The organism is Enterobacter chinensis, from assembly GCF_034008295.1.
Taxonomy (GTDB): Bacteria; Pseudomonadota; Gammaproteobacteria; order Enterobacterales; family Enterobacteriaceae; genus Enterobacter; species Enterobacter chinensis.
In genome coordinates this window covers 1-22,917 of sequence record NZ_JARDVI010000002.1, presented here as the reverse complement: position 1 = coordinate 22,917, position 22,917 = coordinate 1, and the positions used below count along the sequence as shown (strand labels likewise).

The 22,917-nt window shown below is 48.2% G+C and carries 27 protein-coding genes, 1 tRNA gene and 1 pseudogene; 17 read left to right on the top strand and 12 right to left on the bottom strand.

Features of this window, described 5'->3' with window-relative positions; translation table 11 throughout:
* Positions 1 to 89 precede the first annotated feature (89 nt).
* Positions 90 to 995 carry a LysR family transcriptional regulator gene (locus PYW49_RS05055; protein WP_134349791.1) on the top strand — a complete coding sequence of 302 codons (906 nt, stop codon included), beginning with the start codon at positions 90 to 92 and terminating at the stop codon, positions 993 to 995.
* 132 nt (positions 996 to 1,127) lie between these two features.
* On the opposite strand, the gene PYW49_RS05050 is transcribed toward PYW49_RS05055, so the two are convergent.
* A tRNA-Ser gene (locus tag PYW49_RS05050) sits at positions 1,128 to 1,215 on the bottom strand.
* Between the two features lie 232 nt (positions 1,216 to 1,447).
* Here PYW49_RS05050 and ghrA point away from each other — a divergent pair.
* The 4 genes from ghrA (at position 1,448) to PYW49_RS05030 (ending at position 4,362) form a co-directional block, all read left to right on the top strand.
* Positions 1,448 to 2,386: a glyoxylate/hydroxypyruvate reductase GhrA gene (ghrA, locus tag PYW49_RS05045; RefSeq protein ID WP_320385861.1), complete on the top strand. Its 939-nt coding sequence runs from the start codon at positions 1,448 to 1,450 to the stop codon at positions 2,384 to 2,386.
* Positions 2,387 to 2,470: 84 nt separating this feature from the next.
* Entirely contained in the window at positions 2,471 to 3,208 is a 738-nt protein-coding gene (locus tag PYW49_RS05040; RefSeq protein ID WP_134349793.1) for a phosphatase, read from the top strand.
* Between the two features lie 20 nt (positions 3,209 to 3,228).
* Entirely contained in the window at positions 3,229 to 3,783 is a 555-nt protein-coding gene (locus PYW49_RS05035) for a TorD/DmsD family molecular chaperone (RefSeq protein WP_320385860.1), read from the top strand.
* A gap of 96 nt (positions 3,784 to 3,879) precedes the next feature.
* Positions 3,880 to 4,362 carry a DUF1097 domain-containing protein gene (locus tag PYW49_RS05030; RefSeq protein WP_134349795.1) on the top strand — a complete coding sequence of 161 codons (483 nt, stop codon included), beginning with the start codon at positions 3,880 to 3,882 and terminating at the stop codon, positions 4,360 to 4,362.
* A 43-nt stretch (positions 4,363 to 4,405) separates the two neighbouring features.
* Here the strand turns inward: PYW49_RS05030 and csgG are convergent, their stop codons facing one another.
* From csgG to csgD, 4 genes are read right to left on the bottom strand one after another with little or no spacing between them, the layout of a single operon-like run.
* Positions 4,406 to 5,239 carry a curli production assembly/transport protein CsgG gene (csgG, locus tag PYW49_RS05025; protein ID WP_134349796.1) on the bottom strand — a complete coding sequence of 278 codons (834 nt, stop codon included), beginning with the start codon at positions 5,237 to 5,239 and terminating at the stop codon, positions 4,406 to 4,408.
* Positions 5,240 to 5,265: 26 nt separating this feature from the next.
* A complete protein-coding gene (gene csgF / locus PYW49_RS05020) occupies positions 5,266 to 5,679 on the bottom strand; it encodes a curli production assembly/transport protein CsgF (RefSeq protein ID WP_134349797.1) in 414 nt (137 codons plus the stop codon).
* A gap of 23 nt (positions 5,680 to 5,702) precedes the next feature.
* Positions 5,703 to 6,092 (bottom strand): curli production assembly/transport protein CsgE, encoded by a 390-nt coding sequence (csgE, locus tag PYW49_RS05015; RefSeq protein ID WP_134349798.1) that lies wholly within the window; start codon positions 6,090 to 6,092, stop codon positions 5,703 to 5,705.
* A gap of 4 nt (positions 6,093 to 6,096) precedes the next feature.
* Positions 6,097 to 6,747: a biofilm master transcriptional regulator CsgD gene (gene csgD / locus PYW49_RS05010; protein ID WP_134349799.1), complete on the bottom strand. Its 651-nt coding sequence runs from the start codon at positions 6,745 to 6,747 to the stop codon at positions 6,097 to 6,099.
* A gap of 764 nt (positions 6,748 to 7,511) precedes the next feature.
* Between csgD and csgB the strand changes: the two genes are divergently transcribed.
* The 5 genes from csgB (at position 7,512) to ymdB (ending at position 9,985) form a co-directional block, all read left to right on the top strand.
* Positions 7,512 to 7,967 (top strand): curli minor subunit CsgB, encoded by a 456-nt coding sequence (gene csgB, locus PYW49_RS05005; RefSeq protein ID WP_134349800.1) that lies wholly within the window; start codon positions 7,512 to 7,514, stop codon positions 7,965 to 7,967.
* Between the two features lie 41 nt (positions 7,968 to 8,008).
* Positions 8,009 to 8,461 carry a curli major subunit CsgA gene (gene csgA / locus PYW49_RS05000; RefSeq protein WP_134349801.1) on the top strand — a complete coding sequence of 151 codons (453 nt, stop codon included), beginning with the start codon at positions 8,009 to 8,011 and terminating at the stop codon, positions 8,459 to 8,461.
* A 61-nt stretch (positions 8,462 to 8,522) separates the two neighbouring features.
* Positions 8,523 to 8,855 carry a curli assembly chaperone CsgC gene (gene csgC / locus PYW49_RS04995; RefSeq protein ID WP_320385859.1) on the top strand — a complete coding sequence of 111 codons (333 nt, stop codon included), beginning with the start codon at positions 8,523 to 8,525 and terminating at the stop codon, positions 8,853 to 8,855.
* Between the two features lie 160 nt (positions 8,856 to 9,015).
* Positions 9,016 to 9,336 carry a fimbrial protein gene (locus tag PYW49_RS04990; protein WP_320385858.1) on the top strand — a complete coding sequence of 107 codons (321 nt, stop codon included), beginning with the start codon at positions 9,016 to 9,018 and terminating at the stop codon, positions 9,334 to 9,336.
* A 106-nt stretch (positions 9,337 to 9,442) separates the two neighbouring features.
* The gene (ymdB, locus tag PYW49_RS04985; protein WP_134349804.1) at positions 9,443 to 9,985 is read left to right on the top strand and encodes an O-acetyl-ADP-ribose deacetylase; all 543 of its coding nucleotides are present in this window, start codon (positions 9,443 to 9,445) and stop codon (positions 9,983 to 9,985) included.
* A 34-nt stretch (positions 9,986 to 10,019) separates the two neighbouring features.
* On the opposite strand, the gene mdoC is transcribed toward ymdB, so the two are convergent.
* A complete protein-coding gene (gene mdoC, locus PYW49_RS04980; RefSeq protein WP_320385857.1) occupies positions 10,020 to 11,159 on the bottom strand; it encodes a glucans biosynthesis protein MdoC in 1,140 nt (379 codons plus the stop codon).
* A gap of 254 nt (positions 11,160 to 11,413) precedes the next feature.
* On the opposite strand from mdoC, the gene mdoG reads away from it, so the two are divergent.
* From mdoG to PYW49_RS04965, 3 genes are all read left to right on the top strand, one after another.
* Entirely contained in the window at positions 11,414 to 12,967 is a 1,554-nt protein-coding gene (gene mdoG, locus PYW49_RS04975; RefSeq protein ID WP_032638672.1) for a glucans biosynthesis protein MdoG, read from the top strand.
* Positions 12,960 to 15,488 carry a glucans biosynthesis glucosyltransferase MdoH gene (gene mdoH / locus PYW49_RS04970; protein ID WP_320385856.1) on the top strand — a complete coding sequence of 843 codons (2,529 nt, stop codon included), beginning with the start codon at positions 12,960 to 12,962 and terminating at the stop codon, positions 15,486 to 15,488. Before mdoG ends, mdoH begins: the two co-directional genes overlap by 8 nt.
* Positions 15,489 to 15,570: 82 nt before the next feature.
* Positions 15,571 to 15,798, top strand: coding sequence for a YceK/YidQ family lipoprotein (locus PYW49_RS04965; RefSeq protein WP_047349021.1), 228 nt, complete (start codon positions 15,571 to 15,573; stop codon positions 15,796 to 15,798).
* 6 nt (positions 15,799 to 15,804) lie between these two features.
* Here PYW49_RS04965 and PYW49_RS04960 read toward each other — a convergent pair whose 3' ends face one another.
* Complete coding sequence (locus PYW49_RS04960; protein WP_320385855.1) at positions 15,805 to 16,194, bottom strand: MysB family protein; 390 nt, start codon at positions 16,192 to 16,194, stop codon at positions 15,805 to 15,807.
* 426 nt (positions 16,195 to 16,620) lie between these two features.
* Here PYW49_RS04960 and PYW49_RS04955 point away from each other — a divergent pair, with 426 nt between their 5' ends.
* Complete coding sequence (locus PYW49_RS04955) at positions 16,621 to 17,187, top strand: DUF2778 domain-containing protein (protein WP_320386300.1); 567 nt, start codon at positions 16,621 to 16,623, stop codon at positions 17,185 to 17,187.
* Between the two features lie 283 nt (positions 17,188 to 17,470).
* Here PYW49_RS04955 and PYW49_RS04950 read toward each other — a convergent pair whose 3' ends face one another.
* Positions 17,471 to 18,217: a hypothetical protein gene (locus PYW49_RS04950; RefSeq protein ID WP_320385854.1), complete on the bottom strand. Its 747-nt coding sequence runs from the start codon at positions 18,215 to 18,217 to the stop codon at positions 17,471 to 17,473.
* A 275-nt stretch (positions 18,218 to 18,492) separates the two neighbouring features.
* Here PYW49_RS04950 and PYW49_RS04945 point away from each other — a divergent pair, with 275 nt between their 5' ends.
* Positions 18,493 to 18,777, top strand: coding sequence for a hypothetical protein (locus tag PYW49_RS04945; protein ID WP_320385853.1), 285 nt, complete (start codon positions 18,493 to 18,495; stop codon positions 18,775 to 18,777).
* A gap of 47 nt (positions 18,778 to 18,824) precedes the next feature.
* Positions 18,825 to 19,118, top strand: coding sequence for a hypothetical protein (locus PYW49_RS04940; RefSeq protein ID WP_320385852.1), 294 nt, complete (start codon positions 18,825 to 18,827; stop codon positions 19,116 to 19,118).
* 280 nt (positions 19,119 to 19,398) lie between these two features.
* Here PYW49_RS04940 and PYW49_RS04935 read toward each other — a convergent pair whose 3' ends face one another.
* The 3 genes from PYW49_RS04935 to PYW49_RS04925 are packed head-to-tail and all read right to left on the bottom strand — an operon-like array spanning position 19,399 to position 20,949.
* The gene (locus PYW49_RS04935) at positions 19,399 to 19,782 is read right to left on the bottom strand and encodes a hypothetical protein (RefSeq protein ID WP_320385850.1); all 384 of its coding nucleotides are present in this window, start codon (positions 19,780 to 19,782) and stop codon (positions 19,399 to 19,401) included.
* Positions 19,783 to 19,797: 15 nt separating this feature from the next.
* Positions 19,798 to 20,607 carry a DUF2971 domain-containing protein gene (locus PYW49_RS04930; RefSeq protein ID WP_320385849.1) on the bottom strand — a complete coding sequence of 270 codons (810 nt, stop codon included), beginning with the start codon at positions 20,605 to 20,607 and terminating at the stop codon, positions 19,798 to 19,800.
* A 27-nt stretch (positions 20,608 to 20,634) separates the two neighbouring features.
* Positions 20,635 to 20,949 (bottom strand): hypothetical protein, encoded by a 315-nt coding sequence (locus PYW49_RS04925; RefSeq protein ID WP_320385848.1) that lies wholly within the window; start codon positions 20,947 to 20,949, stop codon positions 20,635 to 20,637.
* A gap of 887 nt (positions 20,950 to 21,836) precedes the next feature.
* Here PYW49_RS04925 and PYW49_RS04920 point away from each other — a divergent pair.
* Positions 21,837 to 22,265, top strand: a complete 429-nt coding sequence (locus tag PYW49_RS04920) for a cupin domain-containing protein (RefSeq protein ID WP_320385847.1) — start codon at positions 21,837 to 21,839, stop codon at positions 22,263 to 22,265.
* Between the two features lie 263 nt (positions 22,266 to 22,528).
* Here the strand turns inward: PYW49_RS04920 and PYW49_RS04915 are convergent.
* Positions 22,529 to 22,824, bottom strand: a pseudogene (locus tag PYW49_RS04915) (IS3 family transposase); the annotation flags it as partial.
* Positions 22,825 to 22,917: the final 93 nt, after the last annotated feature.

The following is a 22,917-nucleotide window of genomic DNA, read 5'->3' as shown; positions in this document are numbered from 1 at the left end:
TTGATGTAATTAGCTTATATTCAGAGTTAATATCCCGGTAGATAGTGAAAATGGCATTCACTGTTCTGAAAATGGAACGATGAGGATTTATGCAGGATCTCAACGACTTTGTCTGGTTTGTGAAGGTGGTCGACTACGGTGGCTTTGCGGCGGCGGGAAGGGCGCTTGACCTGCCCAAGTCCAGGCTAAGCCGCCGGATAGCCCAGCTTGAAGAGCGCCTTGGCGTGCGGCTCATCCATCGAACAACCCGACAGTTCACGGTGACCGAGGTCGGGCAGACCTTCTATCAGCACTGTAAAGCGATGCTGGTGGAGGCGGAGGCCGCTGAGGAAGCCGTGGCGGCGCTGCAGGCTGAACCGCGCGGCATCGTCAGGATCACATGCCCAATAACGCTGCTGCATGTCCACGTTGGCCCGATGCTGGCGCGATTTATGGCGCGCTATCCCGGGATCAATCTTCAGCTTGAGGCGACCAACCGGCGGGTAGACCTGGTGGGTGAGGGGGTGGATATCGCAATCCGCGTCCGCCCGCGGCCGTTTGATGACAGCGACCTGGTGCTACGGGTGCTGGCTGACAGGGGGCATTGTCTGGTCGCCGGTCCGGCGTTGATTCAACGCATGGGAAAACCGGCAGCCCCGTCTGAACTCAGCGCCTGGCCTGGGCTAAGCATGAACGAGGGTAAACACATCCATAAATGGGAGCTGTCCGGTCCTGGAGGTGCCAGAGCAGAGATCCATTACCATCCCCGGCTGATCACCACCGATATGCTCGCGCTTCGTGAAGCTGCGATGGCAGGCATCGGCGTGGTGCAGCTGCCGATTTTGATGGTGAAGGATCAGCTGGCGTCAGGGGCGCTGGTTCGGCTGCTTGAGGCGTGGGAGCCGCGGCGGGAAGTGATTCATGCCGTTTATCCCTCCAGACGCGGTTTGCTGCCGTCCGTCAGAACGCTGGTGGATTTTCTGACGGAAGAGTATGCGAAGATGGTTGAAGAGTAGCTTTTTGTGGGTCGGGTAAGCGAAGCGCCACCCGACATAAAGAGCGCAGGGAGTTTCAAGGTTCGAATCCCCCTTTTCGGAGAATATAAAAGAAAAAAGCCCGTACTTTCGTACGAGCTCTCATCTCAAATATGGCGGTGAGGGGGGGATTCGAACCCCCGATACGTTGCCGTATACACACTTTCCAGGCGTGCTCCTTCAGCCACTCGGACACCTCACCATATTGTCATCCCGATGTTGTCGGGACGGGCGCTAATGTAAGGAAAAGCCGAACTGACGTCAACTCACTTTTTCAGTAATTTAGCGCGTTTAGACAAACTTCAGGCAACATGATTCTTAAATGTGCTGAAAGCGCCTTTTTTATCAGCAACACAGCCGCGCAATAAATTTGTTATGCTGACAATCCAGTTAAAAAGCAAAATAAATCAGCGCAATGAAAGGCAGGAATGACTATGGATATACTTTTCTATCACCCAACATTTGATACGGCTTACTGGATCAAGGCGCTTACGGCGGCGTTACCCGGGGCACGCGTTCGCGAGTGGAAGCGCGGTGATAACGAACATGCTGACTACGCGCTGGTCTGGCATCCACCGGTAGAAATGCTGCAGGGGCGTAAGCTGAAGGCCGTTTTTGCCCTGGGAGCCGGCGTGGATTCCATTCTGAGCAAGCTGAAGGCACACCCTGAGATGCTGCCGGAAGAGATTCCCCTGTTCCGTCTGGAAGATACCGGAATGGGCCAGCAAATGCAGGAGTATGCCGTGAGCCAGGTGCTGCACTGGTTCCGCCGCTTTGATGATTATCAGGACTTTAAACAGCAGGCCCGCTGGGAGCCGCTGCCGGATTATCAGCGCGATGAGTTTACCATCGGTATTCTCGGCGCCGGCGTGCTGGGCTCAAAAGTGGCCGAAGCCCTCGCCCCGTGGGGCTTCCCGCTGCGCTGCTGGAGCCGCAGCCGCAAAGATTATTCGGGCGTAGAGAGCTTTGCCGGAACGGATGAACTCCCGGCCTTTCTGAACGGTACGCGCGTGCTCATCAACCTGCTGCCAAACACGGCGGAAACGGTTGGGATCATTAATGAAGCCCTGCTCAGCCAGTTAGCCGATGGGAGCTATCTGATGAACCTGGCGCGCGGGGTGCATTTGGTGGAGGCCGATCTGCTGAAGGCGCTGGACAGTGGAAAGCTAAAGGGCGCGATGCTGGATGTCTACAGCCGCGAGCCGCTGCCGGCGGAAAGCCCGCTGTGGGCGCACCCGCGCGTGGCGATGACGCCGCACGTGGCCGCCGTGACGCGTCCGGCAGAAGCGGTGGCCTATATATGCCATACCATCAGCGAAATGGAAAAGGGCAACGCGGTCACCGGCCAGGTCGACAGACAGCGCGGCTACTGAGAGAAACCCGGCGTTCGCCGGGTTTTTGCTAATATTCGCCGCTGATAACTGCTATCCTTTGGAAAAACCGCAGAGGAGAGAGAGATGTATCCCGTTGACCTGCATATGCACACCGTCGCCAGTACCCACGCGTATAGCAACCTCCATGATTATATCGCCCAGGCGAAGCTCAAAGGCATCACGCTTTTTGCGATCACCGATCATGGTCCGGACATGGCGGATGCGCCGCACTACTGGCATTTTGTGAATATGCGGATCTGGCCACGTCTGGTGGACGGCATTGGGATACTGCGCGGCATTGAGGCGAACATCAAAAATACCGACGGTGAGATCGACTGCACCGGGCCGATGCTAACATCTCTTGACCTGATTCTTGCCGGTTTTCACGAGCCGGTTTTTGCACCTCAGGATAAAGAGACCAACACCGCGGCAATGATTGCCACCATTGCCAGCGGCAACGTGCATATTATCAGCCATCCCGGCAATCCGAGGTACCCGATTGATATTCAGGCTGTCGCGCAGGCGGCAGCGAAGCACCGCGTCGCGCTGGAGATTAACAACTCCTCCTTCGTTCATTCACGCAAGGGCAGTGAAGCCAACTGCCGCGAGGTGGCGGCCGCGGTACGCGATGCGGGCGGCATGGTGGCGCTGGGCTCAGATTCCCATACCGCGTTTACGCTGGGTGATTTCAGCGAGTGCCTGAAAGTGCTGAATGACGTTAACTTCCCGGAAGCGCAAATCCTGAACGTGACTCCGCGCCGCATGCTCGATTTTCTCGAGTCGCGCGGAATGGAACCGATTGCCGAATTCGCCGATCTTTAATTGTGTAATGGAATAATAAAATGAATGAGTTCTCCATCCTTTGTCGCGTGCTGGGTACGCTCTATTATCGCCAGCCGCAAGACCCGCTGTTGGTTCCGCTCTTTACGTTAATTCGTGAAGGTAAGCTGGCGCAGAACTGGCCGCTGGAACAGGATGATTTACTGGAGCGTCTGCAAAAAAGCTGCGACATGCAGCAGATTGCGACCGATTACAATGCGCTTTTCGTCGGCGATGAGTGCCGCGTGTCGCCATACCGTTCTGCCTGGCAGGAAGGGGCAACGGAAGCGGAAGTCCGCGCTTTCCTCTCCACGCGCGGTATGCCGCTGAGCGATACGCCAGCCGATCATATCGGTACGCTGCTGTTGGCGGCGTCCTGGATCGAAGACAACGCCGGAGATGATGAGAACGAAGCCATCGAAATCCTGTTCGAAACGTACCTGCTGCCGTGGGTCGGGACATTCCTTGGTAAAGTTGAAGCGCATGCCACCTCGCCATTCTGGAGAACGCTGGCACCGATAACCCGCGACGCTATCGCAGCAATGTGGGATGAGCTGGAAGAAGAGAATGAAGAGTGATTTAGATCACATAAATTCTGCAACTCCATATTTTGATTTGCACGTAATGTGCGGATGATCTCATTTCCATGGTGCGCTTCTGCTAAGATGCGCGCCATGAACATATTACTTTGTATCGCTTTAACGACGGGTATTCTCTCCGGTCTCTGGGGATGGGTGGCCGTGTCTCTAGGACTGCTCAGCTGGGCCGGGTTCCTCGGCTGCACGGCCTACTTCGCCTGCCCGCAGGGCGGTGTCAAAGGGCTCTTTATCTCAGGCTGCACGCTGATGAGCGGTGTCATCTGGGCGCTGGTAATCATGAAAGGCAGCGCACTGGCGCCTCATATGGAGTTGCTGGGGTATATCATGACGGGCGTCGTCGCCTTCCTGATGTGCATTCAGGCTAAGCACCTGCTGCTTTCGTTTGTGCCGGGAACCTTTATGGGGGCGTGCGCGACCTTTGCAGGGCAGGGTGACTGGAAGCTGGTTGTCCCCTCCCTGGCGCTGGGCCTGCTGTTTGGCTATGCCATGAAAAACAGCGGTCTATGGCTGGCGTCGCGGCGGGAAAAAGCGCAAAACATCACTGCGGTGAGTGAATAAAAAAAGGCGAGATAGGTATCTCGCCTTTTTTATGCGCTTCCTGTCAGGATTCCGGAGGTACTGACATATCGCGGTATTTCACCAGTATCGGGTTCTGTACTTCTGCTTTGTTTTGCAGATCCCACAGCCCGCGATCGATACCGTCGTTGATTAAGAAGATCACGCCGGTTTCGATGGCTGACATCAGACACATCATGACCGGTTCGTTAGAGGTATAGCCAATTTCACCCTCCAGCAAACGCTGGTAATCGATGAAGCGGAACACCCCGGCCTGGACTTCATATGACAGTATGGTTTTGCTGGTGTTCACCGAAGAGAGCACTTCACCCGTACTGACGTTGACCACACGCAGGTTAACGGCGATTTGGTCGAGCTGATACTGGGTATCCGCGCCGATACCAAAGTACCGCGCTCCCGCACCGCCCGATTTAACGTTACTTTCGTAACCAATAATCGATCCTTCAATCATTACGTTCGCCGCCGCCAGTGATTGCAGAGGCGAGCGGTTATTGTCCGCGACGGTGCCATTTTCCTGGGCGGCACGAATAATTTTCCGTTCATTCAACAGGTTTTGTAGCCCCTGACGTTCCAGAGGAATAAACCAGTGCGAATCCTTGAGCGCGGTAACCAGCATGGCGGTGGCGCTTTGCGGCACTGCCGTGGAGAAGTTACTTGCCGGATAAGGTTTGAATTGTCCGGTTTCATCCTGAATGTTATACACGGAGACAAATATTTTCCCCGTAGGGGAAGGTAAATGCGTTAAATCACGATAACTCTGGGCCCGAGGCATTAATGTAGGTTTTGCAGCTTCTTTAGGTGGAGCAGTTAAACAACCGCTCAATAAGCACACTGCAACAAATATCAGGAAGCGCTGCATGATCGTTGTCCTTATTTAGCTATTGTTTAGAAGTCAGTTGAATTATTTTGTAGACCGGAAACCTGAATGGTGGAGAGTTTTCCGGTTTTACGATCGGTAACGTTCAACTGGAGCTGTCCATCCCTGTTGGCGATGTCGACAATAAAGTCGTTGGTCACCATTCGGCCGGGTTTCCCGGTATTAATGTTGGTTAGCAACCCCCCTAAAATCTGCGACTGGATAGCCTGGGTGAAGTTGTCCAGCGCGGACGGGGTATCAACATTGAAATCCTTAAAGCTTGGATCTTTATAAGAGTTTTGCGCCTGAGCTTCATTCAGCAGGAACGCGCCATTGTTAGGGTTACCGCCAAAGTTAGGGTTACGGAACTGAAACGTCATGTTTCCGGCCCAGCTTATGGGTGTGATCAGCATTATCGAAACAACTGCATATGCAATACGCATGACAGCCTCCAGATATCGGTTCGCTAGAACTCATCTTTTGCTAAATCGCGGGTGCTTAATAGCGCTTTATCTATTTGCAGGCGATTAATAGCGTCTTCTGATTGTGCCAGTGCTAAAACTACGTTTTTATCGAAGTCTAATTTCGTTGGGAATAAAAATGTTTGATAAATAACGTCCTGATTAGCCGTTATTGTTATCCAACTTCCCCATCGTGCACTGGGCCGCTCGTTGATTGTTATATTTCCAGTGTAGGTACTGTCCCATTTGTCACTGAAGGCACGGTAAAAACTGTGCCCGACCGAAGTGACAGTATGGTCTGTTAACAATCCGGGAATTTCGACCTCGACGGCCTTCAGATTCCCTGCAGCGAGCAGGAAACTCGCTGCGGCGATCCAACTCAACGTGCGCTTCATGTGATTAACGCCTGAGGTTATCGTTTGCCCACGAAACAGCCTGAGTTCGGTTTTTAACAGCTATCTTCTTGAAAAGATTATAAAGGTGCGTCTTTACCGTATTTTCGCTGATAAATAACGAACGGGCGATTTCAATATTTGAAGCACCAATGCGTAATTTGTTCAGGATCTCTTTCTCTCTGTGCGTGAGCAGGGCGGACTCTGAACTGTTATAGCGATAATTTCCAGAATGTGTGATGAGATAGCTGGCAAGTTTTTGCGAAAAATAACACTCTCCGCGCATTATACCTTGCAGGCCCTCTACCACCCGGTCTTCTTCTTCAGTGACGTAGAGCACGCCATTGATATGCGGCCAGCTTTCAATATCTCTGAAAGGATACTCATCAGGTGTATTCAACAATAGCACGCGGATATTGTTGTTTTTCCTGCTTAAAATATCTTGCCAGTAATGGATAAGCTTTTTATCTGCTTCCATCATATCAAACAGAATGATGCTGCCAGGTGCAATATCATCAAAAGAACGTTGAATATTATGCAGTTTCCCGTTCAGTGATAAAGATTGCTTTAAATGTTGTAATAAAGCTGTCGCTTGCAAAGAAGGTTTTGTGATCAACAGTAATGTATGACCATGTAAACTATGGACTTCATTATACATGATGAAACCCCACTTTTTTTGGCACCTGGCAGCTGTTCTCCTGTTTAAAAGAGAACCCCAGAAGTACTGACAGATGTTGCACTGCTGTGTGTAGAATCTAACCATAACCTCCACAGGGAGGTAAATATAAAACCAATTTCGTACATCTAATTTCAATCTAGCTTTTACGAAGTTTAAAGCAAGTGTTAAACATGTAACTGAATGTAAAAATCAATATTAATTTGTTAAAACGTGTCTTTTTGAAAGCCTTTTTTTGATAGAAAAGTTGTACACCTAAATATAGGTGCACACATTTTAAAAATCATACAAATATTTTTATATGATTGATTTTTAATGTTATTTGTTATTTTATTTTAACTGAAGTCAAGTATGAGTTACAGATTGTTTCTAAGGCAACGAATGAGTGAGTTTAGAGCTTAAGAAAACAAGCCTCGTGTCACGCACTGTGAAAAAATGTCTTCCTGCCGTTACGTTTAAACAACGCGCGAGGAAGCGTGGACAGCCTTCCTCCTGTTGTACAACCTGATCTGAAAAACGGTGTAATAAGAAATATAAGCTGGCCTGCTTAAAGTGTTTTTTACTGTAAATTACGACTTTGTGGTGACCCGATAAATAAAAATAAGCCGCGCGGGTGAGATATTTAAAATGTTTCAGCGGACATACTCTTCACCGTAACGACGCGTTAACACAATACGAGTCGTTTTAACAAGTAGCATTGCTATATGGTTATGGAGTGATTAAATAACCAGGTCCAGGGTGACAACATGAAAAACACATCGTTATTTATGATGTTTACATTACTGGGTGCGCCTGGATTTGTAACCGCGGCTAATTCAGATTTGGCAAACTCTGAATATAACTTTGCGGTTAACGAATTGAGTCTTTCATCACTAAATCAGGCAGCCATTATTGGTCAACAGGGCGTGCTTAATAATGCCCAGGTTCGCCAGGACGGTTCAAAACTCTTGTCAATTGTTTCCCAGGATGGGGCTGGCAACAGAGCGAGAGTTGATCAATCAGGGAGTTACAATATTGCCTGGATCGATCAGAGCGGTAACGCGAATGATGCAGGTATTACGCAAGATGGTTACGGTAATAGCGCGAAAATTATCCAGAAAGGGTCGGGTAATAGAGCAAATATTACGCAGTACGGTACGCAGAAAACCGCAGTTGTAGTGCAGAAACAGTCGCAAATGGCCATTCGCGTTATTCAACGCTAGCGCTTTCGCGACGACTTTAATCAATCCGATGGGGGTTTACCATGAAATTTATCAAAGTGGCAGCACTTGCAGCAATCGTAGTTTCTGGTAGTGCTATGGCTGGTATGATTAATCAGGGCGGATGGGGTCATGGACATGGTCATGGCGGATACGGCGGCCCAAATTCAACCCTGAATATCTATCAGAACGGTGGCGGTAACTCCGCGGTTGCCCTTCAGACCGATGCCAGAAATTCAGTCCTGAATATTAGCCAGACAGGTGGCGGTAACGGCGCTGACGTTGGTCAGGGCTCTGATGACAGTAAAATCAACCTGACCCAGAACGGTTTCGGCAACAGTGCAACACTTGATCAGTGGAACAGTAAAAAGTCCGTTATGAATGTTAGCCAGTATGGTGGCCTCAACGGTGCACTCGTAGACCAGACTGCTTCTAACTCTACTGTCAACGTTACCCAGATTGGTTTTGGTAACCACGCGACAGCTCATCAGTACTGATACTGAAATCTGTGCTACAAAAAAACAGGGCATGCGCCCTGTTTTTTTTCGGGAGTTCATCATGAATACCTTAATTCTCCTTGCCGCGCTTTCCAGCCAGATAACCTTTAAAACGTCTCAGCAGGATAATATGACCACCATTATTCCGCAGGTCATGCTGACGGAACCGTGTGATTGTCAGGTCCAGATTGTCTCCGTGCGGGAAGGGCAGGGAGGGCAAAGTTCTTCCCGACAGCAAAACACACTTTTTATACCCGCTAATCAGACGATTGATTTGATGCGATTGAGTTTAAATATTGACGCAGGAGACACGGTAAAAATCGTTGTCACCGTTACTGATGGTAAATCGCTTCATCTATCACAACAGTGGTCGCCAGCGGGAAGCTCGCTGTAATCATTCATTAAATCAATGAATTGCGAATGTGGCGGGGCTGTGCCGTTGAGCTATGCTGATATCAGGGATCAAGTCATTATGGTCCTTAACGTGAGACTTCGTTTGTCATAATGAAGTGCGTTTACCCCTCAAGGACGATTTTCATTGAGGAGTACCTGTAATGAACAACTCTTTCGCTCAGCTCGCGATGGGACTGGGCCTGATCGTTTCTGCTTTTAGTTTCCCCGCATATTCAGCCACCCTTGCTGAGGGCGGTGTCATTCATTTTCGCGGTGCTATTGTCGCCGACCCCTGTGAAGTCACACCGCAAAAGCGGCAGTTTGCTATGTCATGTCCGGAAAATAACCGTATGCAAACGCGTATGGTTAGCTACGAAGAGGCGCTTAATGGCAAGGCGTCCGAGTCGAACCAGGCGACGCTAAGCATGAAATACCTTAATCCTGAAAAAATGCTCGCGGTTGTCGAAATCCAGTATCGCTAATGCTCTCTCTTCCGCCCTGCGGCGGAAGAGGATTTTTTCTGATAGTTTTTTCTCCCGGGCTCCTCTGCGATACACTTAAAAAAATGGCGGGTTGCAGAGGGGTTTTATGAAACCGCAAATTGAAGTTATCCATGGCGATATTACGACCATGCACGTCGACGTCATCGTCAATGCGGCCAACCCTTCCCTGATGGGGGGAGGCGGTGTGGATGGAGCCATCCACCGGGCGGCCGGACCGCAGCTGCTGGAAGCCTGTAAAACCGTGCGGCAACAGCAGGGTGAATGTCCTCCCGGCCATGCGGTGATTACGCTTGCGGGCAATCTGCCTGCCAGAGCGGTTATTCATGCGGTAGGCCCCGTATGGCACGGTGGCGATCGCCACGAAGCGAGTATTCTGGAAGAGGCTTACCGAAACTGTCTGCGGCTTGCCGCCGACAACGGCTACAAAACCATGGCGTTCCCGGCCATCAGCACCGGCGTGTATGGCTACCCTAAAGCGGCCGCTGCAACGATCGCTGTCGAAACCGTTTACCGCTATCTGTCGTTAAAACCGATGCCGGAAAAAGTTATCTTTGTCTGTTTCGATGAAGAAACCACGCACCTCTATCAGCGGTTGCTGACCCAGCGTGGGCAGGAACTGGATACCTGAAACAAACGCGGCGCACTCTGTGCGCCGCGTTTGTTTATGAGGCTTTCGCCTGTGGTTTTCCTGAAAAGAGGAAACGCAGGAGCGGGATCCGCAGATGGATTTCGTAGAGCACAATCGCAATCCCCACCACAAATACCAGACCGGTAAAGAAGCCCAGCGTGTTAGAAGCGATATGCGGCGTGATGTAAGCCCCGAAGAACAGTGTCAACGGGTGATGCACCAGATAGATAAACAGCGAGGCGTTAACGAAGTAGGTCACGCGGCTGGACTTGAAGTTCAGCAAACGGTGGCCCAGCGCGAATACCACGTTCACCATCCACAGGCCCAGCAGCATAGTGATCACGCTTTCTGTTTCATACATCCAGGCGTCGCCGCTGCCGTAGCGCTGGTTCAGCAGATAGGCCGCGAACGCGAGGGTGGCCCCCAGTGCACACCACGGTGACGGCGTGGTAAACAGCGATTTCAATTTCGGATGAATAAAGGCCAGCGCGCCGATTAAAAAGAACGGAATGTAGAACAGCGATTGCATCACCACAAAATTAAACAACCCATCGCTCAAAATCGGCGGATAGACGATAAACAGGGTCCGTCTCACGGCGGCATAGGCAATCCCGAGCAGCAAAAAGAGCACCGTCAGTTTGCCCATCGTGATGTTGGCGAAAAAGGTGTCGGCTTTATGACTCAAATGGCGACGCAGGCGGCTGAAAATCAACATGCTAACCGTTGTTAGCACCACCAGGACCAGCAGGAACCACAGGTGAGACACCAGCTCCCAGACCAGCGTATTGTACTTTTCGTACAGCGACAGGTTCGGCCAGTTCTCGGCCTTGCCCTTGACGTATTGCAACATAATGAATTGCGGCAGCGTCAGTAGAGGAATAGCGGTCAGCATGGGGATCCCCACGCGCTCCACGCGCACCTTCCACCAGCGTTTGAGCGGATAGCGCAGAAACAGCATGTAAGAGAAGTAGCCGGATATGACAAAAAACACCTGCATACGGAAGGCGTGAATAAAGTCATTAAACAGCGTCAGCCACCAGGAGGGCATCTGACTATTAACATGCCAGGTGTGGCTGGAGTAAATCAGCGAGATGTGAAACGGGATCCCCAATAGCATCAGCCATGCCCGGATCGAGTCGAGGAAATATTCACGTTCTGTTGGTGATGTGCTCATATAACTTTGTGCATTCTCAGACTTTTCGCCTTATCCCTAAGACTCATAATGGTTACATTCGAAGGCAACCCTACACCAAGACCGACACCCTGTCTCCAGGATAAGCACGCAAAGTGAATAGCGGGTTCTTTCATTTGCTTATTCCATGAGCCAGCAGCTGAACAAAGCAGTGATAATGTTGTCGGATTGCCTGAGTTTCCATTAAAATGGATCGGATCGATATAAGCACACAAAGGGGGAAGTGCTTACTTATTATGAAACATAAACCACAGATGATGAAAATGCGTTGGTTAGGTGCTGCAGTGGTGTTATCACTGTATACCTCATCGGCACTGGCCTTTAACATCGACGATGTCGCAAAACAGGCAAAATCGATGGCAGGCAAGAGCTACGAAGCGCCGAAAAGCAACTTGCCCTCCGTTTTCCGCGACATGAAGTATGCGGACTATCAGCAGATCCAGTTCAATCACGACAAAGCGTACTGGAGCAATATTAAGACCCCGTTCAAGCTTGAATTTTATCATCAGGGTATGTACTTCGACACGCCTGTTGCCATCAATGAAGTGACGGCAACAGCGGTACGTAAGATCAAATACAGCCCGGATTACTTCAATTTTGGCAATGTGCAGCACGACAAAGATACGGTGAAAGACTTGGGCTTCGCAGGCTTTAAGGTGCTTTACCCAATCAACAGCAAAGATAAAAACGACGAAATCGTCAGCATGCTTGGCGCCAGCTATTTCCGCGTGATTGGCGCGGGACAGGTGTACGGGCTTTCTGCGCGCGGACTGGCCATTGATACCGCGCTGCCATCAGGTGAAGAGTTCCCACGTTTCCGTGAGTTCTGGATTGAACGTCCAAAACCAACGGACAAACGTCTGACTATTTATGCGCTGCTGGATTCCCCGCGTGCAACCGGTGCCTATCGCTTTGTGATTATGCCGGGTCGTGACACGGTGGTTGACGTGCAATCTAAGGTTTACCTGCGTGATAAAGTAGGCAAACTGGGCGTTGCGCCGCTGACCAGTATGTTCCTGTTTGGGCCGAACCAGCCGTCGCCGGCAACCAACTTCCGCCCGGAACTGCATGACTCCAACGGTCTGTCTATTCATGCCGGTAACGGCGAGTGGATCTGGCGTCCGCTGAATAACCCTAAACATCTGGCCGTTAGCAGCTACGCGATGGAAAACCCGCAAGGTTTCGGCCTGCTGCAGCGTGGTCGTCAGTTCTCCCGCTTTGAAGATTTGGACGATCGCTACGATCAGCGCCCAAGCGCCTGGGTTACGCCAAACGGTGACTGGGGTAAAGGTAAGGTCGAGCTGGTTGAAATCCCAACCAACGACGAAACCAACGATAACATCGTCGCTTACTGGACGCCGGATCAGCTGCCGGAAGCCGGTAAAGAGATGAACTTCAAGTACACCATTACCTTCAGCCGCGATGAAGATAAGCTGCATGCGCCGGATAACGCGTATGTGATGCAGACTCGCCGCTCTACGGGCGATGTGAAGCAGTCTAATCTTATCCGTCAGCCTGACGGTACCGTGGCCTTTGTCGTGGACTTCACAGGCCAGGATATGAAGAAACTGTCGCCGGATACTGCCGTTGCCGCTCAGGCCAGCATCGGTGATAACGGTGAAATCGTTGAGAACACCGTGCGTTACAACCCGGTAACTAAAGGCTGGCGTCTGACCCTGCGCGTGAAAGTGAAAGATCCGAAACAGACCACTGAAATGCGTGCTGCGCTGGTCAGTGACGATCAGCCGCTGAGTGAAACCTGGAGCTATCAGCTACCTGCCAATGAATAATACATCTGAATATATCGATGCCATGCCGCTGACGGATATTGAGAAAGCGGCGCTGCCTAAGAGCGACATCCGCGCGGTTCACACCGCGCTGGATGGTGAACATCGTCAGTTTTCCCGTGATGATGATACGCCGCTGGGGTCAGTAAAGGCGCGTCTGGAGCAGGCATGGCCAGACTCGCTGGCAGAAGGGCAGTTGATTAAAGACGACGAAGGACGCGATCAGCTTCAGGCGATGCCGAAGGCCACGCGTTCCTCAATGTTCCCCGATCCATGGCGCACCAACCCGGTTGGTCGCTTCTGGGATCGCCTGCGCGGGCGTGATGTGACGCCGCGCTATCTGTCACGCCTGACGAAAGAAGAGCAGGCGTCTGAACAGAAATGGCGTACCGTGGGGACCATCCGTCGCTACATCCTGCTGCTTCTGACGCTGGCGCAGACGGTCGTCGCGACCTGGTACATGAAAACCATCCTGCCTTACCAGGGCTGGGCGTTTATCAATCCGACGGACATGATGGGCCAGGATCTCTGGGTATCCTTCATGCAGCTGCTGCCGTATATTCTGCAGAGCGGCATCCTCCTGCTGTTTGCTGTCCTCTTCTGCTGGGTATCGGCCGGTTTCTGGACCGCGCTGATGGGCTTCCTGCAGCTGCTGATGGGGCGTGACAAATACAGCATTTCGGCGTCAACGGTCGGGGATGAACCCCTCAATCCTGAGCACCGTACCGCGCTGATTATGCCTATCTGTAACGAAGACGTTGACCGCGTATTTGCGGGCCTGCGCGCGACCTGGGAGTCCGTAAAGGCCACCGGCAACGCGGAGCATTTCGACGTTTACATCCTGAGCGACAGTTACAACCCGGATATCTGCGTTGCAGAACAAAAAGCGTGGATGGAACTGATTGCAGAAGTGCAGGGCGAAGGGCAGATCTTCTACCGTCGCCGCCGCCGTCGTGTGAAGCGTAAAAGCGGTAACATCGATGACTTCTGCCGTCGCTGGGGCAACCAGTACAGCTACATGGTGGTACTGGATGCTGACTCCGTCATGAGCGGTGACTGCCTGAGCGGTCTGGTGCGTCTGATGGAAGCCAACCCGAACGCGGGCATCATTCAGTCTTCGCCAAAAGCGTCCGGTATGGACACCCTTTATGCGCGCTGCCAGCAGTTCGCCACCCGTGTTTACGGGCCGCTGTTTACGGCGGGTCTGCACTTCTGGCAACTGGGTGAATCCCACTACTGGGGTCACAACGCCATTATCCGCGTGAAGCCGTTTATCGAACACTGTGCGCTGGCGCCGCTGCCGGGTGAGGGTTCGTTTGCGGGCTCTATTCTGTCGCACGACTTCGTGGAAGCGGCGCTGATGCGTCGTGCCGGATGGGGCGTCTGGATTGCTTACGACCTGCCGGGATCGTACGAAGAGCTGCCGCCGAACCTGCTGGACGAGCTCAAGCGTGACCGCCGCTGGTGTCATGGTAACCTGATGAACTTCCGCCTGTTCCTTGTTAAAGGAATGCACCCGGTTCACCGTGCGGTGTTCCTGACGGGCGTGATGTCTTATCTCTCCGCACCGCTGTGGTTTATGTTCCTCGCGCTCTCGACCGCGCTGCAGGTCGTCCATGCCCTGACGGAGCCGCAATACTTCCTGCAGCCGCGCCAGCTGTTCCCGGTGTGGCCGCAGTGGCGTCCGGAGCTGGCGATTGCGCTGTTTGCTTCCACCATGGTGCTGCTGTTCCTGCCTAAGCTGCTCAGCATCATCCTGATCTGGTGCAAGGGCTCGAAAGAGTACGGTGGTTTCTTCCGCGTGACCCTTTCACTGCTGCTGGAAGTGCTGTTCTCCGTGCTGCTGGCACCGGTGCGTATGCTGTTCCACACCGTGTTTGTGGTCAGTGCGTTCCTGGGCTGGGAAGTGGTCTGGAACTCCCCGCAGCGTGATGACGACTCCACGCCGTGGAGTGAAGCCTTTATGCGCCACGGTTCTCAGCTGCTGCTGGGTCTGGTGTGGGCGGCCGGAATGGCCTGGCTGGATCTGCGCTTCCTGTTCTGGCTGGCGCCGATTGTCTTCTCGCTGATCCTGTCGCCGTTTGTGTCCGTCATCTCAAGCCGTTCAACGGTTGGGCTGCGGACCAAGCGCTGGAAATTGTTCCTGATCCCGGAAGAGTATTCCCCGCCGCAGGTGCTGGTGGATACCGATACTTATCTCGAGCAGAACCGCAGTCGCTCGCTGGATGACGGCTTCATGCACGCCGTGTTTAACCCGTCATTCAACGCCCTGGCAACGGCAATGGCGACAGCGCGTCACCGTGCCAGCCACGTGCTGGAGATTGCCCGCGATCGTCACGTTGAGCAAGCGCTGAACGAGACCCCGGAAAAACTCAACCGCGACCGTCGTCTGGTGCTGTTGAGCGACCCGGTCACCATGGCGCGTCTTCACTATCGGGTGTGGTCTGCTCCGGAGAGATACTCTTCGTGGGTAAACTACTATAAAGAACTGAAGCTCAATCCGCTGGCATTGAAGGCGAAGTAAGTTGTTAAGTAGGGTGGGTGCGAAGCGCCACCCGCCAAATAAAATACCGGCTTAATCGCCGGTATTTTTTTAGAGGTCATTGATGAGAATAATCATCGTCGTCATGATGGCATGCCTGCTGAGCGGCTGCGGCAGTATCATCAGCCGCACCATTCCAGGGCAAGGCCACGGAAATCAGTATTACCCGGGCGTAAAATGGGATGTTCGCGATTCAGCATGGCGCTACCTGACCGTGCTCGACCTGCCGTTCTCGCTGATTTTCGACACGCTGTTGCTGCCCATCGATGCCAGCCACGGTCCTTACGAGTAGCGTAAATTAACGCTCGTCCCATTCGTCGGCTGCGGTTTGACCTTCTTCCGTATCCAGCGGTGGCTCGAGCTGAAATTCGCCCTCATCCCACTCGTGCAGGGTATTTTCTTCCAGCCATTCCTGCCGTAGCTCGATTTCATCATAGTCACCATCAAAGACGGCCTGTGCACCTTCACCGCTCAGGATCGGCAAACATTCCCCTTCTTCACCGTCATCGGCAAAGAATTCGGCCTGCCACATAATATCCCCATCCTGCAAAACGTATTTTTGGATATTAAGCTGCTGCACGTCAGCATTTTCTTCCTCAACGCCGGGGTTGTCGGCGAGGAACTCTTCACGAGCGGCATCAATAGCTTCTTCCAGCGTGCTATAAAAAACATATTCTTTAGGGGCCATAATCAGTGCCTCGTCGGTTAATGTTAACAAATGTATAGGTTGGGGTATGCGGATTGTCAAAGCGTATGTCTATAGTAGGATAACCTGCAAGTAACAGGTTGATGCTTTTGGCTTAGATTGATGATTACCCAAGCATCAAGCATCAAGCATCAAGCATCAGAGAAGGGCTAAATAGGGCTAAATGCTCCGACTTCAAGAGTAGTTTACATACCTGACAGAAGCGATCTAAGTGCATTTATAATACATAGATGATTAATCTACCTCTTTTCAGAGTAACGGAACGACATGTATCAAATTGCCGATTAATAGTAGATATATTTAGAATGGCCTATAACTTGTTCCGTTAAAGAACGAGTGCTTTTTCAATACTACCTTCAGAAAATAATTTGGCAATTATTCCTACGGTGCTGTTTGTATTTCTCACGTATGGTAGACTTCCTCTATGCAAACATCAGGGAAAACAGTATGCAAATAATGAGGATGACATACGACGACATTGATAAAAATGGCTATGCCAAACTACACGTCTATGGAATAGGAACTTTCTCGGTATTCAGTGGGCAAAACCCATATACCAATGATCCCAGTTGTGCGTTTATGCCTAACAGTGCAATCCCTACTGGACGGTACTGGATCGTTGATAGGCCTACGGGTTCTACTCTTAATCAGATCCGGGCATGGGGGATAGATACAATCACTGGTAACGATCGCTCCGAATGGTTTGCACTCTTCAGTGCTCAAACCATGACAGATAGCATTCTGATTAATGGTGTATCGCGTGGTAGTTTCCGTTTGCATCCATTACGGCCAGATGGAACGGGTGTATCAGAGGGATGCATAACATTTGTCAATCGCCCTGATTTCTATACTGTACGTAGTCAGTTGCTACCTACTAAAAAGGTTAAAGTACCAGGTTCCAGAACTGGATTAATGGCGTATGGCTGGGTGGACGTACAAGGGGGTAGCAACTATGCGAACTGTAGGATTCGTTAAGTATGCAGCCTTATATAGTATCTGCATCATCTTTTCATGGTGGCTATCAAGTTTTGGTAAGCCCCTGAATGGCATAACACAATGGGCTATGGATACCGCCTATAGTACTTTCGGTTCCGGCCTTAGTGGGTCATATGAAACTGATGCAGATCCGGTAAGGTTCATTGCCTTAATCGTGATGATACTCATCTACGCTACGGTACTGTTCCTGCTCATACGCTTAGCCCTCAGAAAGTTCCAGAACAAAAGAAATTAATTGCAAAAAGAAGCCTCAAAAGGGGCTTTATTTCTTTTTGCGGTTTATAAAATTTTTTATTGGTAGATTTTGTGAGTAAACTTTATTTATTTTATCTAATAACTGTTTGTTATTTTTTACTGCGGCATGACGAATATCATTTATTTCTTTTTCAAAGGTGTCTTTTGCTATTTTATCAGCGAAGTAAAGGCTCTCGTATTCACCAAGAGCTATATAAATTCGAGTGAAAATATCATCATATTCTTTTGTTGTCTTTTGAACGAAGTTTTCAATTTCACTTGTGTGTTCACTAATATCATAATTAGTACGTGAAATTGATTTGAATTGATTTATGATACCATATGATAAACGATGATATTCATCATTTTTGTTTTCCAACTCTTGATTTAGCTCATCAATATGTGATTTGATTTTAACATCATTACCATCGATTCTAACAGCTTCGACAATTTTTTTTGTTAAAGCTAATACCGTATTTTTAGCTCGAAAGCTTATTGTGCGGATATCAGAAAGATCTTTATATACAGCGTTTTCAATAATAGTATAAGCTATATCATAATGTTTCTGAGCCATCCAATCAGGTACTTTCATTAACGCGATTATAGCAATTATGAAAGTACCAAATGTCCCAACGGCACTTAACCAATCCGTAAATGATCCCCATTCAAATCCCTTGACATCAGCGAAGAGAACCTTAATGAGTACCAAAATTGCTATAATTAATAGTACTCCAACAATAGATATAAGGATGATATTTGTTTTCCTGCAAACCATCTATAAATGATCCTGTTATCATGATAATCAGCACAAAGATTTTACCACTGTAAACGAAATCAAGTACACTCACAACCTCATGCCCCCCACGGTGGGTATGTTTGTTGAAGGTGTGGGTGTGGCGTGAAGCTATCATATGATAATCCTCAGTACTGATTTACTCCCTTCAGTTCACATGTAAGTAAAGAAATTCTACTTAAGGCCGATACTACCCATGATGGGATATCTGTTGTTGATTTCCTAACTATCATTACTGATAGATTATAAGGGCCAAAATGAAAAAACTATTATTAGCAACATTATTCATGGCGAGTACATCACAGGCCGCTACTATCTCTGAGGGTTTTTACTGCGACAGCTACGGCAATCTGATGAAGATGATTAGTGCTATCTCGACTAAAGATCAGGGTGTGATGTTGAAGATGGTCAAAGCTGGTAGTTGCGTTACGGTTGAAGAACCTATGACGATACGTAACGTACAGGTTATGGAGCATGGGTTCATGTCGTTCGGTCATTCCGGCGAAGTAGGTTATTCAGTACAACAATTCATTAAGGACTGATGAAAACAGTTACGGTATAAAATACAGATAATTTATAAGGTGTAACAATGGGAAGGGTTATAGCTGTTGTCATGGTGTTGATAGCATTATTGATCAAACTGGCGGGTGATGATGGCAAGCATGAAGCACAAGCCGAAGAACCGTCTAACCAGCTCACAGATCAGGAGTTACAGGACGCTAAGGATTTCGCTCAGGCTCTTATCCAGCGTGATTACACATGCGATAAAGTCACTACGTTTAGCAATTCGAACTTCTCAGGCCGTATAGATGTGTGGTGTGATGATCAGTACCAGTATGAGATAACAAAGCCTGGTGGACGCTGGTTAGTCGAAGCGAAATAACCTACAAAGCCCACTATCATAGTGGGCTTTTATTCATTTGGGAAATGTGAAATAGTCGTGCATATTACTTTTGATATTATCTGAATCATGTTTAATGTAATCTTTTAGATCTTCTAATTCCTTATGAACCTCTAATATCTTTTCATCATCTTGCATGTAAATGCGACCTTGTAATTGATATGAGATATCACAGAATTGCTTCAACCTTTCGAAACACCTGAATGTCTCAGGTAATACGGAAACATTGAATCTTTGACAAGCAAAAAGATTTCCTTTTAGACTAATCGGCCCTATATGCTAGTGTTTCAATTTCTCCCCATGTTTGAGATGTGCGAGAATTGCTTGGTTTAATACTTATAACATCCCAATACAACCTTTGAATATTATCTTCAATCGAATCATATTCACTGATTAAATTGTTAACATGGTTAAAACCTGCTTCATAAGTCTTTTGTTTAAACCAATTGGGGGCAGCCTTATACGCAAGGAAGGCTATATAAGTTGTCGCTATAGACGACCCTGTACTCACCCAATCTGATACGCTACCCCATTCTAAGCCGCTCATACTATTAAAAACCACCTTTGAAAAAGCAATGATAGCGAAGGAGAATAAAATTATAACTAGCGAAATTAATATTGTATTCGTCCGTTTTAAATAATCCATGGTCATATCCACTTTTCATAAGCGGAATTGGATTTTTGATAGTTCAAATTTATCATAAGCCATAACTACATCATGCTTACGTATTTTTGTGCCAGTATAATTATTTGAGCCATCTATAATTCTTGATAAGTCTGTTTTATCTTTTTTATCAATTTTCATGCCAAAATATAACCCTGTCATTTGTGATCTTTCAAATGAGTAGATCCCTTCAGGCTGTTTTGTTACAACACGCATTTCTTGCTCATACTCCCATTCTTTAGCTTTAGTTAAACAAGCTTGGAAACCAGTATTAGGGCCGTCAGTACGTCCATTCTCATCAAAAAGCGGAGGTCGATCCTCAGAATAGTTCACATCAAAAGGAATAAGAATTTGTGATAGTTGATTAATACCCAAGCTAAAATACTCTACTACTAGAGGGCTGTCTGTTTTGAATTCAAACTCAATGACACAACCTTCATGGTTATCAGCATAGTGTGCCCACATCGGGAGTATGAAAGGTGACTTACTGAAACAGCTTATGGACATGTTGCGGGTATAAAGATCTCTAAATGCACCACTGCGTAGAGACTGGAGATGCTTAGAAGTCTCACGATGATTGGTCTTGTAACGCTTAACCCCACCACCAATTTCATCGTTAATGCGGCGTGTAAATTTCCTTAATCCCTCTTCTTGCACCGCAGGGAAATAGTCAAAGGGATCGTTGAAATTCACAGGAGAAGTGAACTTTAACGTTGAATTTTGAATGATGATTTTTGCTGTTTCAGCACCAACATACTTATAAAACTTCATGATTCCGATTGTTCTTATTGATATCCCAAGTGGCATGATAATAGCCACCTTTTAAACAACAATCTAGAACGGTAGTTCTTTTTGTGCACAGAACCAATCATCATCATGTTGTTCAATCACACGTTGTTCAGCATGTAGATAACTCACAGCGTCCAGAACATCTTTGAATGGCGTTTCGCTAAGCAAAACGAAACAATTCGGTTGCACCGTACCAATCCAGAACACCCCGCCTACAGAACCTTCAAAAATCACCTGATCACCAAACTTGAATTGCTCAAGAGTACTTCCACGATAACAGACCGTGAACCATACCCCGTTGTTGGAGAACTGGTGAACACCTCTACGTATGGATGGATCGTAACCGTTCTTATTACCCATTTCTTAGCTCTCCCATAAATAACTGTGTATACGCATAGTGTTGCAAGCAAAAACCACAAAATCCTGTACCGAAAAAATCCCTTTAAGCTCATGTACTTTTTAAACCACTAAAAGTGGTAGGTTTTTAAAAATCGATCGATTCCTAATGATTAATAGGTAAAGCGATCAATTATCAATAAGTTAACTTAAAAAGGATTACTTAATGACTATTGATCATTGGGCTATTCCCATAACTAGCATTGAGGGAAAATTATTGGGTATTGACATTGAGAGCTACGTTGAAAGGGATGGTGTAAGGCTATTGGCCGGGATAGAAGAGGAAGTACTAAGCAGTCAGTTAAGGCTAGTTGAACGCAAGACGGCCGGGTTCACGGATAACAATCTGTTTTGCCTTATTGGTAAAGGAACTATCAGTGCTACAGAGTACCTACCATTCCTACGACAGATGACCACAACGACTCATAAACATGAATACGAGTAGCTTGATGATCTTGGTGTGTATGGCGGTTCAGCTATCCCGCTCGTAACCGGTGCTTTCGAAGTAGCAAGGCTAAATAGGCGATATACAGAAGAGAATATAGGTCGTCTGATCTTTCCGGTGCTGCTCAAGAGCATTAGACCGGCAACTACAATCCGATATACCAGATGGATAATGGCAGTACTGGTTGCTTGATATGGGAAGAACAGGTGACAACTATGCATGTTTATTGACGAAAAATAGCTACACGCTATGGCAGAACTTAACTGGAGATTAAGAATATATTAGCCACACTGAATTCTAATCAATTTCTATCAACACCAATGCGTTTAATACGACATTTATACTAATGCACGAGTACTTTAATAGATCATACTGACTCTTGATACTAACTGTGATCGGAGGATATATGACATTTAAACCCAATAAACTTACTTTTGCAGAGGGACTCAAAAGAATCGAGAATGCCTTTGCTAAAGAGAAAATGAAGTATCCGACATCTATAATTACCTCTCGTGATGCTAATCTGGCAAAAGTTTGTAATGCATTGAAGGTTGACAATGTACCATTAGGATTTAAAAAATGGCAACTACCCGTTCATCTTGAAATGGCTTCACAATTTTTTATTTCAGTTGGGGTTGCTGATACTGCTGTCCCACTACATTCTCATGATGAAGGTGATGGGTTCAGATTAATTATGTCAGGTACAATAATATATAATGGTATTGAATTAACAGAGGGCGATTGGATGTTCATTCCCAAAGGTAAAAGTTACGACTTCAAGGTTGGAGAAAAAGGAGTGACATTGTTCTACTGCTATAGTTGTTGTTGTGCATAGCTTATATTTTTCTTTGCCATGGATGGTAAGAAGTTTTGCTGAGAAAATGTATGCTTTTGAACTGAAACTAACAATAAAAATTTTAAGTCAATCTATTCGGTAATTTTTTTTTAAAAAAAAGGTACTTTTGTTATATTGTGGGGCAGGTGAGTTTAGTTTTCGGCAGCGAATTATTCTAAATATATGTGACATTAGAACAATGCCCCGAACCTAAGATGAATAGGAATTGAATAAAGAATGAATAATGAATCGCCACGGATAATCTAGACACTTCCGAGCCGTTGATAATACTGGTTTTCATATTCTGCCGGCGACATCTGATCGCTAGAACCATGCCGACGCTTACTGTTATAAAACATTTCGATGTAATCAAAAATATCGCTGCGGGCTTCTTCCCGCGTTCCGTAGATCTTTTTCTTTATCCGTTCGCGTTTCAGCAACTGGAAAAAGCTTTCTGCAACCGCATTATCATGGCAGTTACCGCGACGGCTCATGCTGCCCTCCAGGCCGTGTGATTTCAGGAACGATTGCACTCATGGCTTGTGTACTGACTGCCTTGGACGCCCTTCTAAGAGTCAAGTTGTTATTTGAGTACTGTTGATCAGCCGATTTTGATTACGTAGCAGCGTAAAAACTTCACGCGAGATATAAC

What these genes read in the sequence shown, in the direction of transcription:
- PYW49_RS05055 (WP_134349791.1), top strand. Translation starts at nt 90, where the DNA reads ATGCAGGATCTCAACGACTTTGTCTGGTTTGTGAAGGTGGTCGACTAC.
- ghrA (WP_320385861.1), top strand. Translation starts at nt 1,448, where the DNA reads ATGGATATACTTTTCTATCACCCAACATTTGATACGGCTTACTGGATC.
- PYW49_RS05040 (WP_134349793.1), top strand. Translation starts at nt 2,471, where the DNA reads ATGTATCCCGTTGACCTGCATATGCACACCGTCGCCAGTACCCACGCG.
- PYW49_RS05035 (WP_320385860.1), top strand. Translation starts at nt 3,229, where the DNA reads ATGAATGAGTTCTCCATCCTTTGTCGCGTGCTGGGTACGCTCTATTAT.
- PYW49_RS05030 (WP_134349795.1), top strand. Translation starts at nt 3,880, where the DNA reads ATGAACATATTACTTTGTATCGCTTTAACGACGGGTATTCTCTCCGGT.
- csgG (WP_134349796.1), bottom strand. Translation starts at nt 5,239, where the DNA reads ATGCAGCGCTTCCTGATATTTGTTGCAGTGTGCTTATTGAGCGGTTGT.
- csgF (WP_134349797.1), bottom strand. Translation starts at nt 5,679, where the DNA reads ATGCGTATTGCATATGCAGTTGTTTCGATAATGCTGATCACACCCATA.
- csgE (WP_134349798.1), bottom strand. Translation starts at nt 6,092, where the DNA reads ATGAAGCGCACGTTGAGTTGGATCGCCGCAGCGAGTTTCCTGCTCGCT.
- csgD (WP_134349799.1), bottom strand. Translation starts at nt 6,747, where the DNA reads ATGTATAATGAAGTCCATAGTTTACATGGTCATACATTACTGTTGATC.
- csgB (WP_134349800.1), top strand. Translation starts at nt 7,512, where the DNA reads ATGAAAAACACATCGTTATTTATGATGTTTACATTACTGGGTGCGCCT.
- csgA (WP_134349801.1), top strand. Translation starts at nt 8,009, where the DNA reads ATGAAATTTATCAAAGTGGCAGCACTTGCAGCAATCGTAGTTTCTGGT.
- csgC (WP_320385859.1), top strand. Translation starts at nt 8,523, where the DNA reads ATGAATACCTTAATTCTCCTTGCCGCGCTTTCCAGCCAGATAACCTTT.
- PYW49_RS04990 (WP_320385858.1), top strand. Translation starts at nt 9,016, where the DNA reads ATGAACAACTCTTTCGCTCAGCTCGCGATGGGACTGGGCCTGATCGTT.
- ymdB (WP_134349804.1), top strand. Translation starts at nt 9,443, where the DNA reads ATGAAACCGCAAATTGAAGTTATCCATGGCGATATTACGACCATGCAC.
- mdoC (WP_320385857.1), bottom strand. Translation starts at nt 11,159, where the DNA reads ATGAGCACATCACCAACAGAACGTGAATATTTCCTCGACTCGATCCGG.
- mdoG (WP_032638672.1), top strand. Translation starts at nt 11,414, where the DNA reads ATGAAACATAAACCACAGATGATGAAAATGCGTTGGTTAGGTGCTGCA.
- mdoH (WP_320385856.1), top strand. Translation starts at nt 12,960, where the DNA reads ATGAATAATACATCTGAATATATCGATGCCATGCCGCTGACGGATATT.
- PYW49_RS04965 (WP_047349021.1), top strand. Translation starts at nt 15,571, where the DNA reads ATGAGAATAATCATCGTCGTCATGATGGCATGCCTGCTGAGCGGCTGC.
- PYW49_RS04960 (WP_320385855.1), bottom strand. Translation starts at nt 16,194, where the DNA reads ATGGCCCCTAAAGAATATGTTTTTTATAGCACGCTGGAAGAAGCTATT.
- PYW49_RS04955 (WP_320386300.1), top strand. Translation starts at nt 16,621, where the DNA reads ATGGTAGACTTCCTCTATGCAAACATCAGGGAAAACAGTATGCAAATA.
- PYW49_RS04950 (WP_320385854.1), bottom strand. Translation starts at nt 18,217, where the DNA reads ATGGTTTGCAGGAAAACAAATATCATCCTTATATCTATTGTTGGAGTA.
- PYW49_RS04945 (WP_320385853.1), top strand. Translation starts at nt 18,493, where the DNA reads ATGAAAAAACTATTATTAGCAACATTATTCATGGCGAGTACATCACAG.
- PYW49_RS04940 (WP_320385852.1), top strand. Translation starts at nt 18,825, where the DNA reads ATGGGAAGGGTTATAGCTGTTGTCATGGTGTTGATAGCATTATTGATC.
- PYW49_RS04935 (WP_320385850.1), bottom strand. Translation starts at nt 19,782, where the DNA reads ATGGATTATTTAAAACGGACGAATACAATATTAATTTCGCTAGTTATA.
- PYW49_RS04930 (WP_320385849.1), bottom strand. Translation starts at nt 20,607, where the DNA reads ATGCCACTTGGGATATCAATAAGAACAATCGGAATCATGAAGTTTTAT.
- PYW49_RS04925 (WP_320385848.1), bottom strand. Translation starts at nt 20,949, where the DNA reads ATGGGTAATAAGAACGGTTACGATCCATCCATACGTAGAGGTGTTCAC.
- PYW49_RS04920 (WP_320385847.1), top strand. Translation starts at nt 21,837, where the DNA reads ATGACATTTAAACCCAATAAACTTACTTTTGCAGAGGGACTCAAAAGA.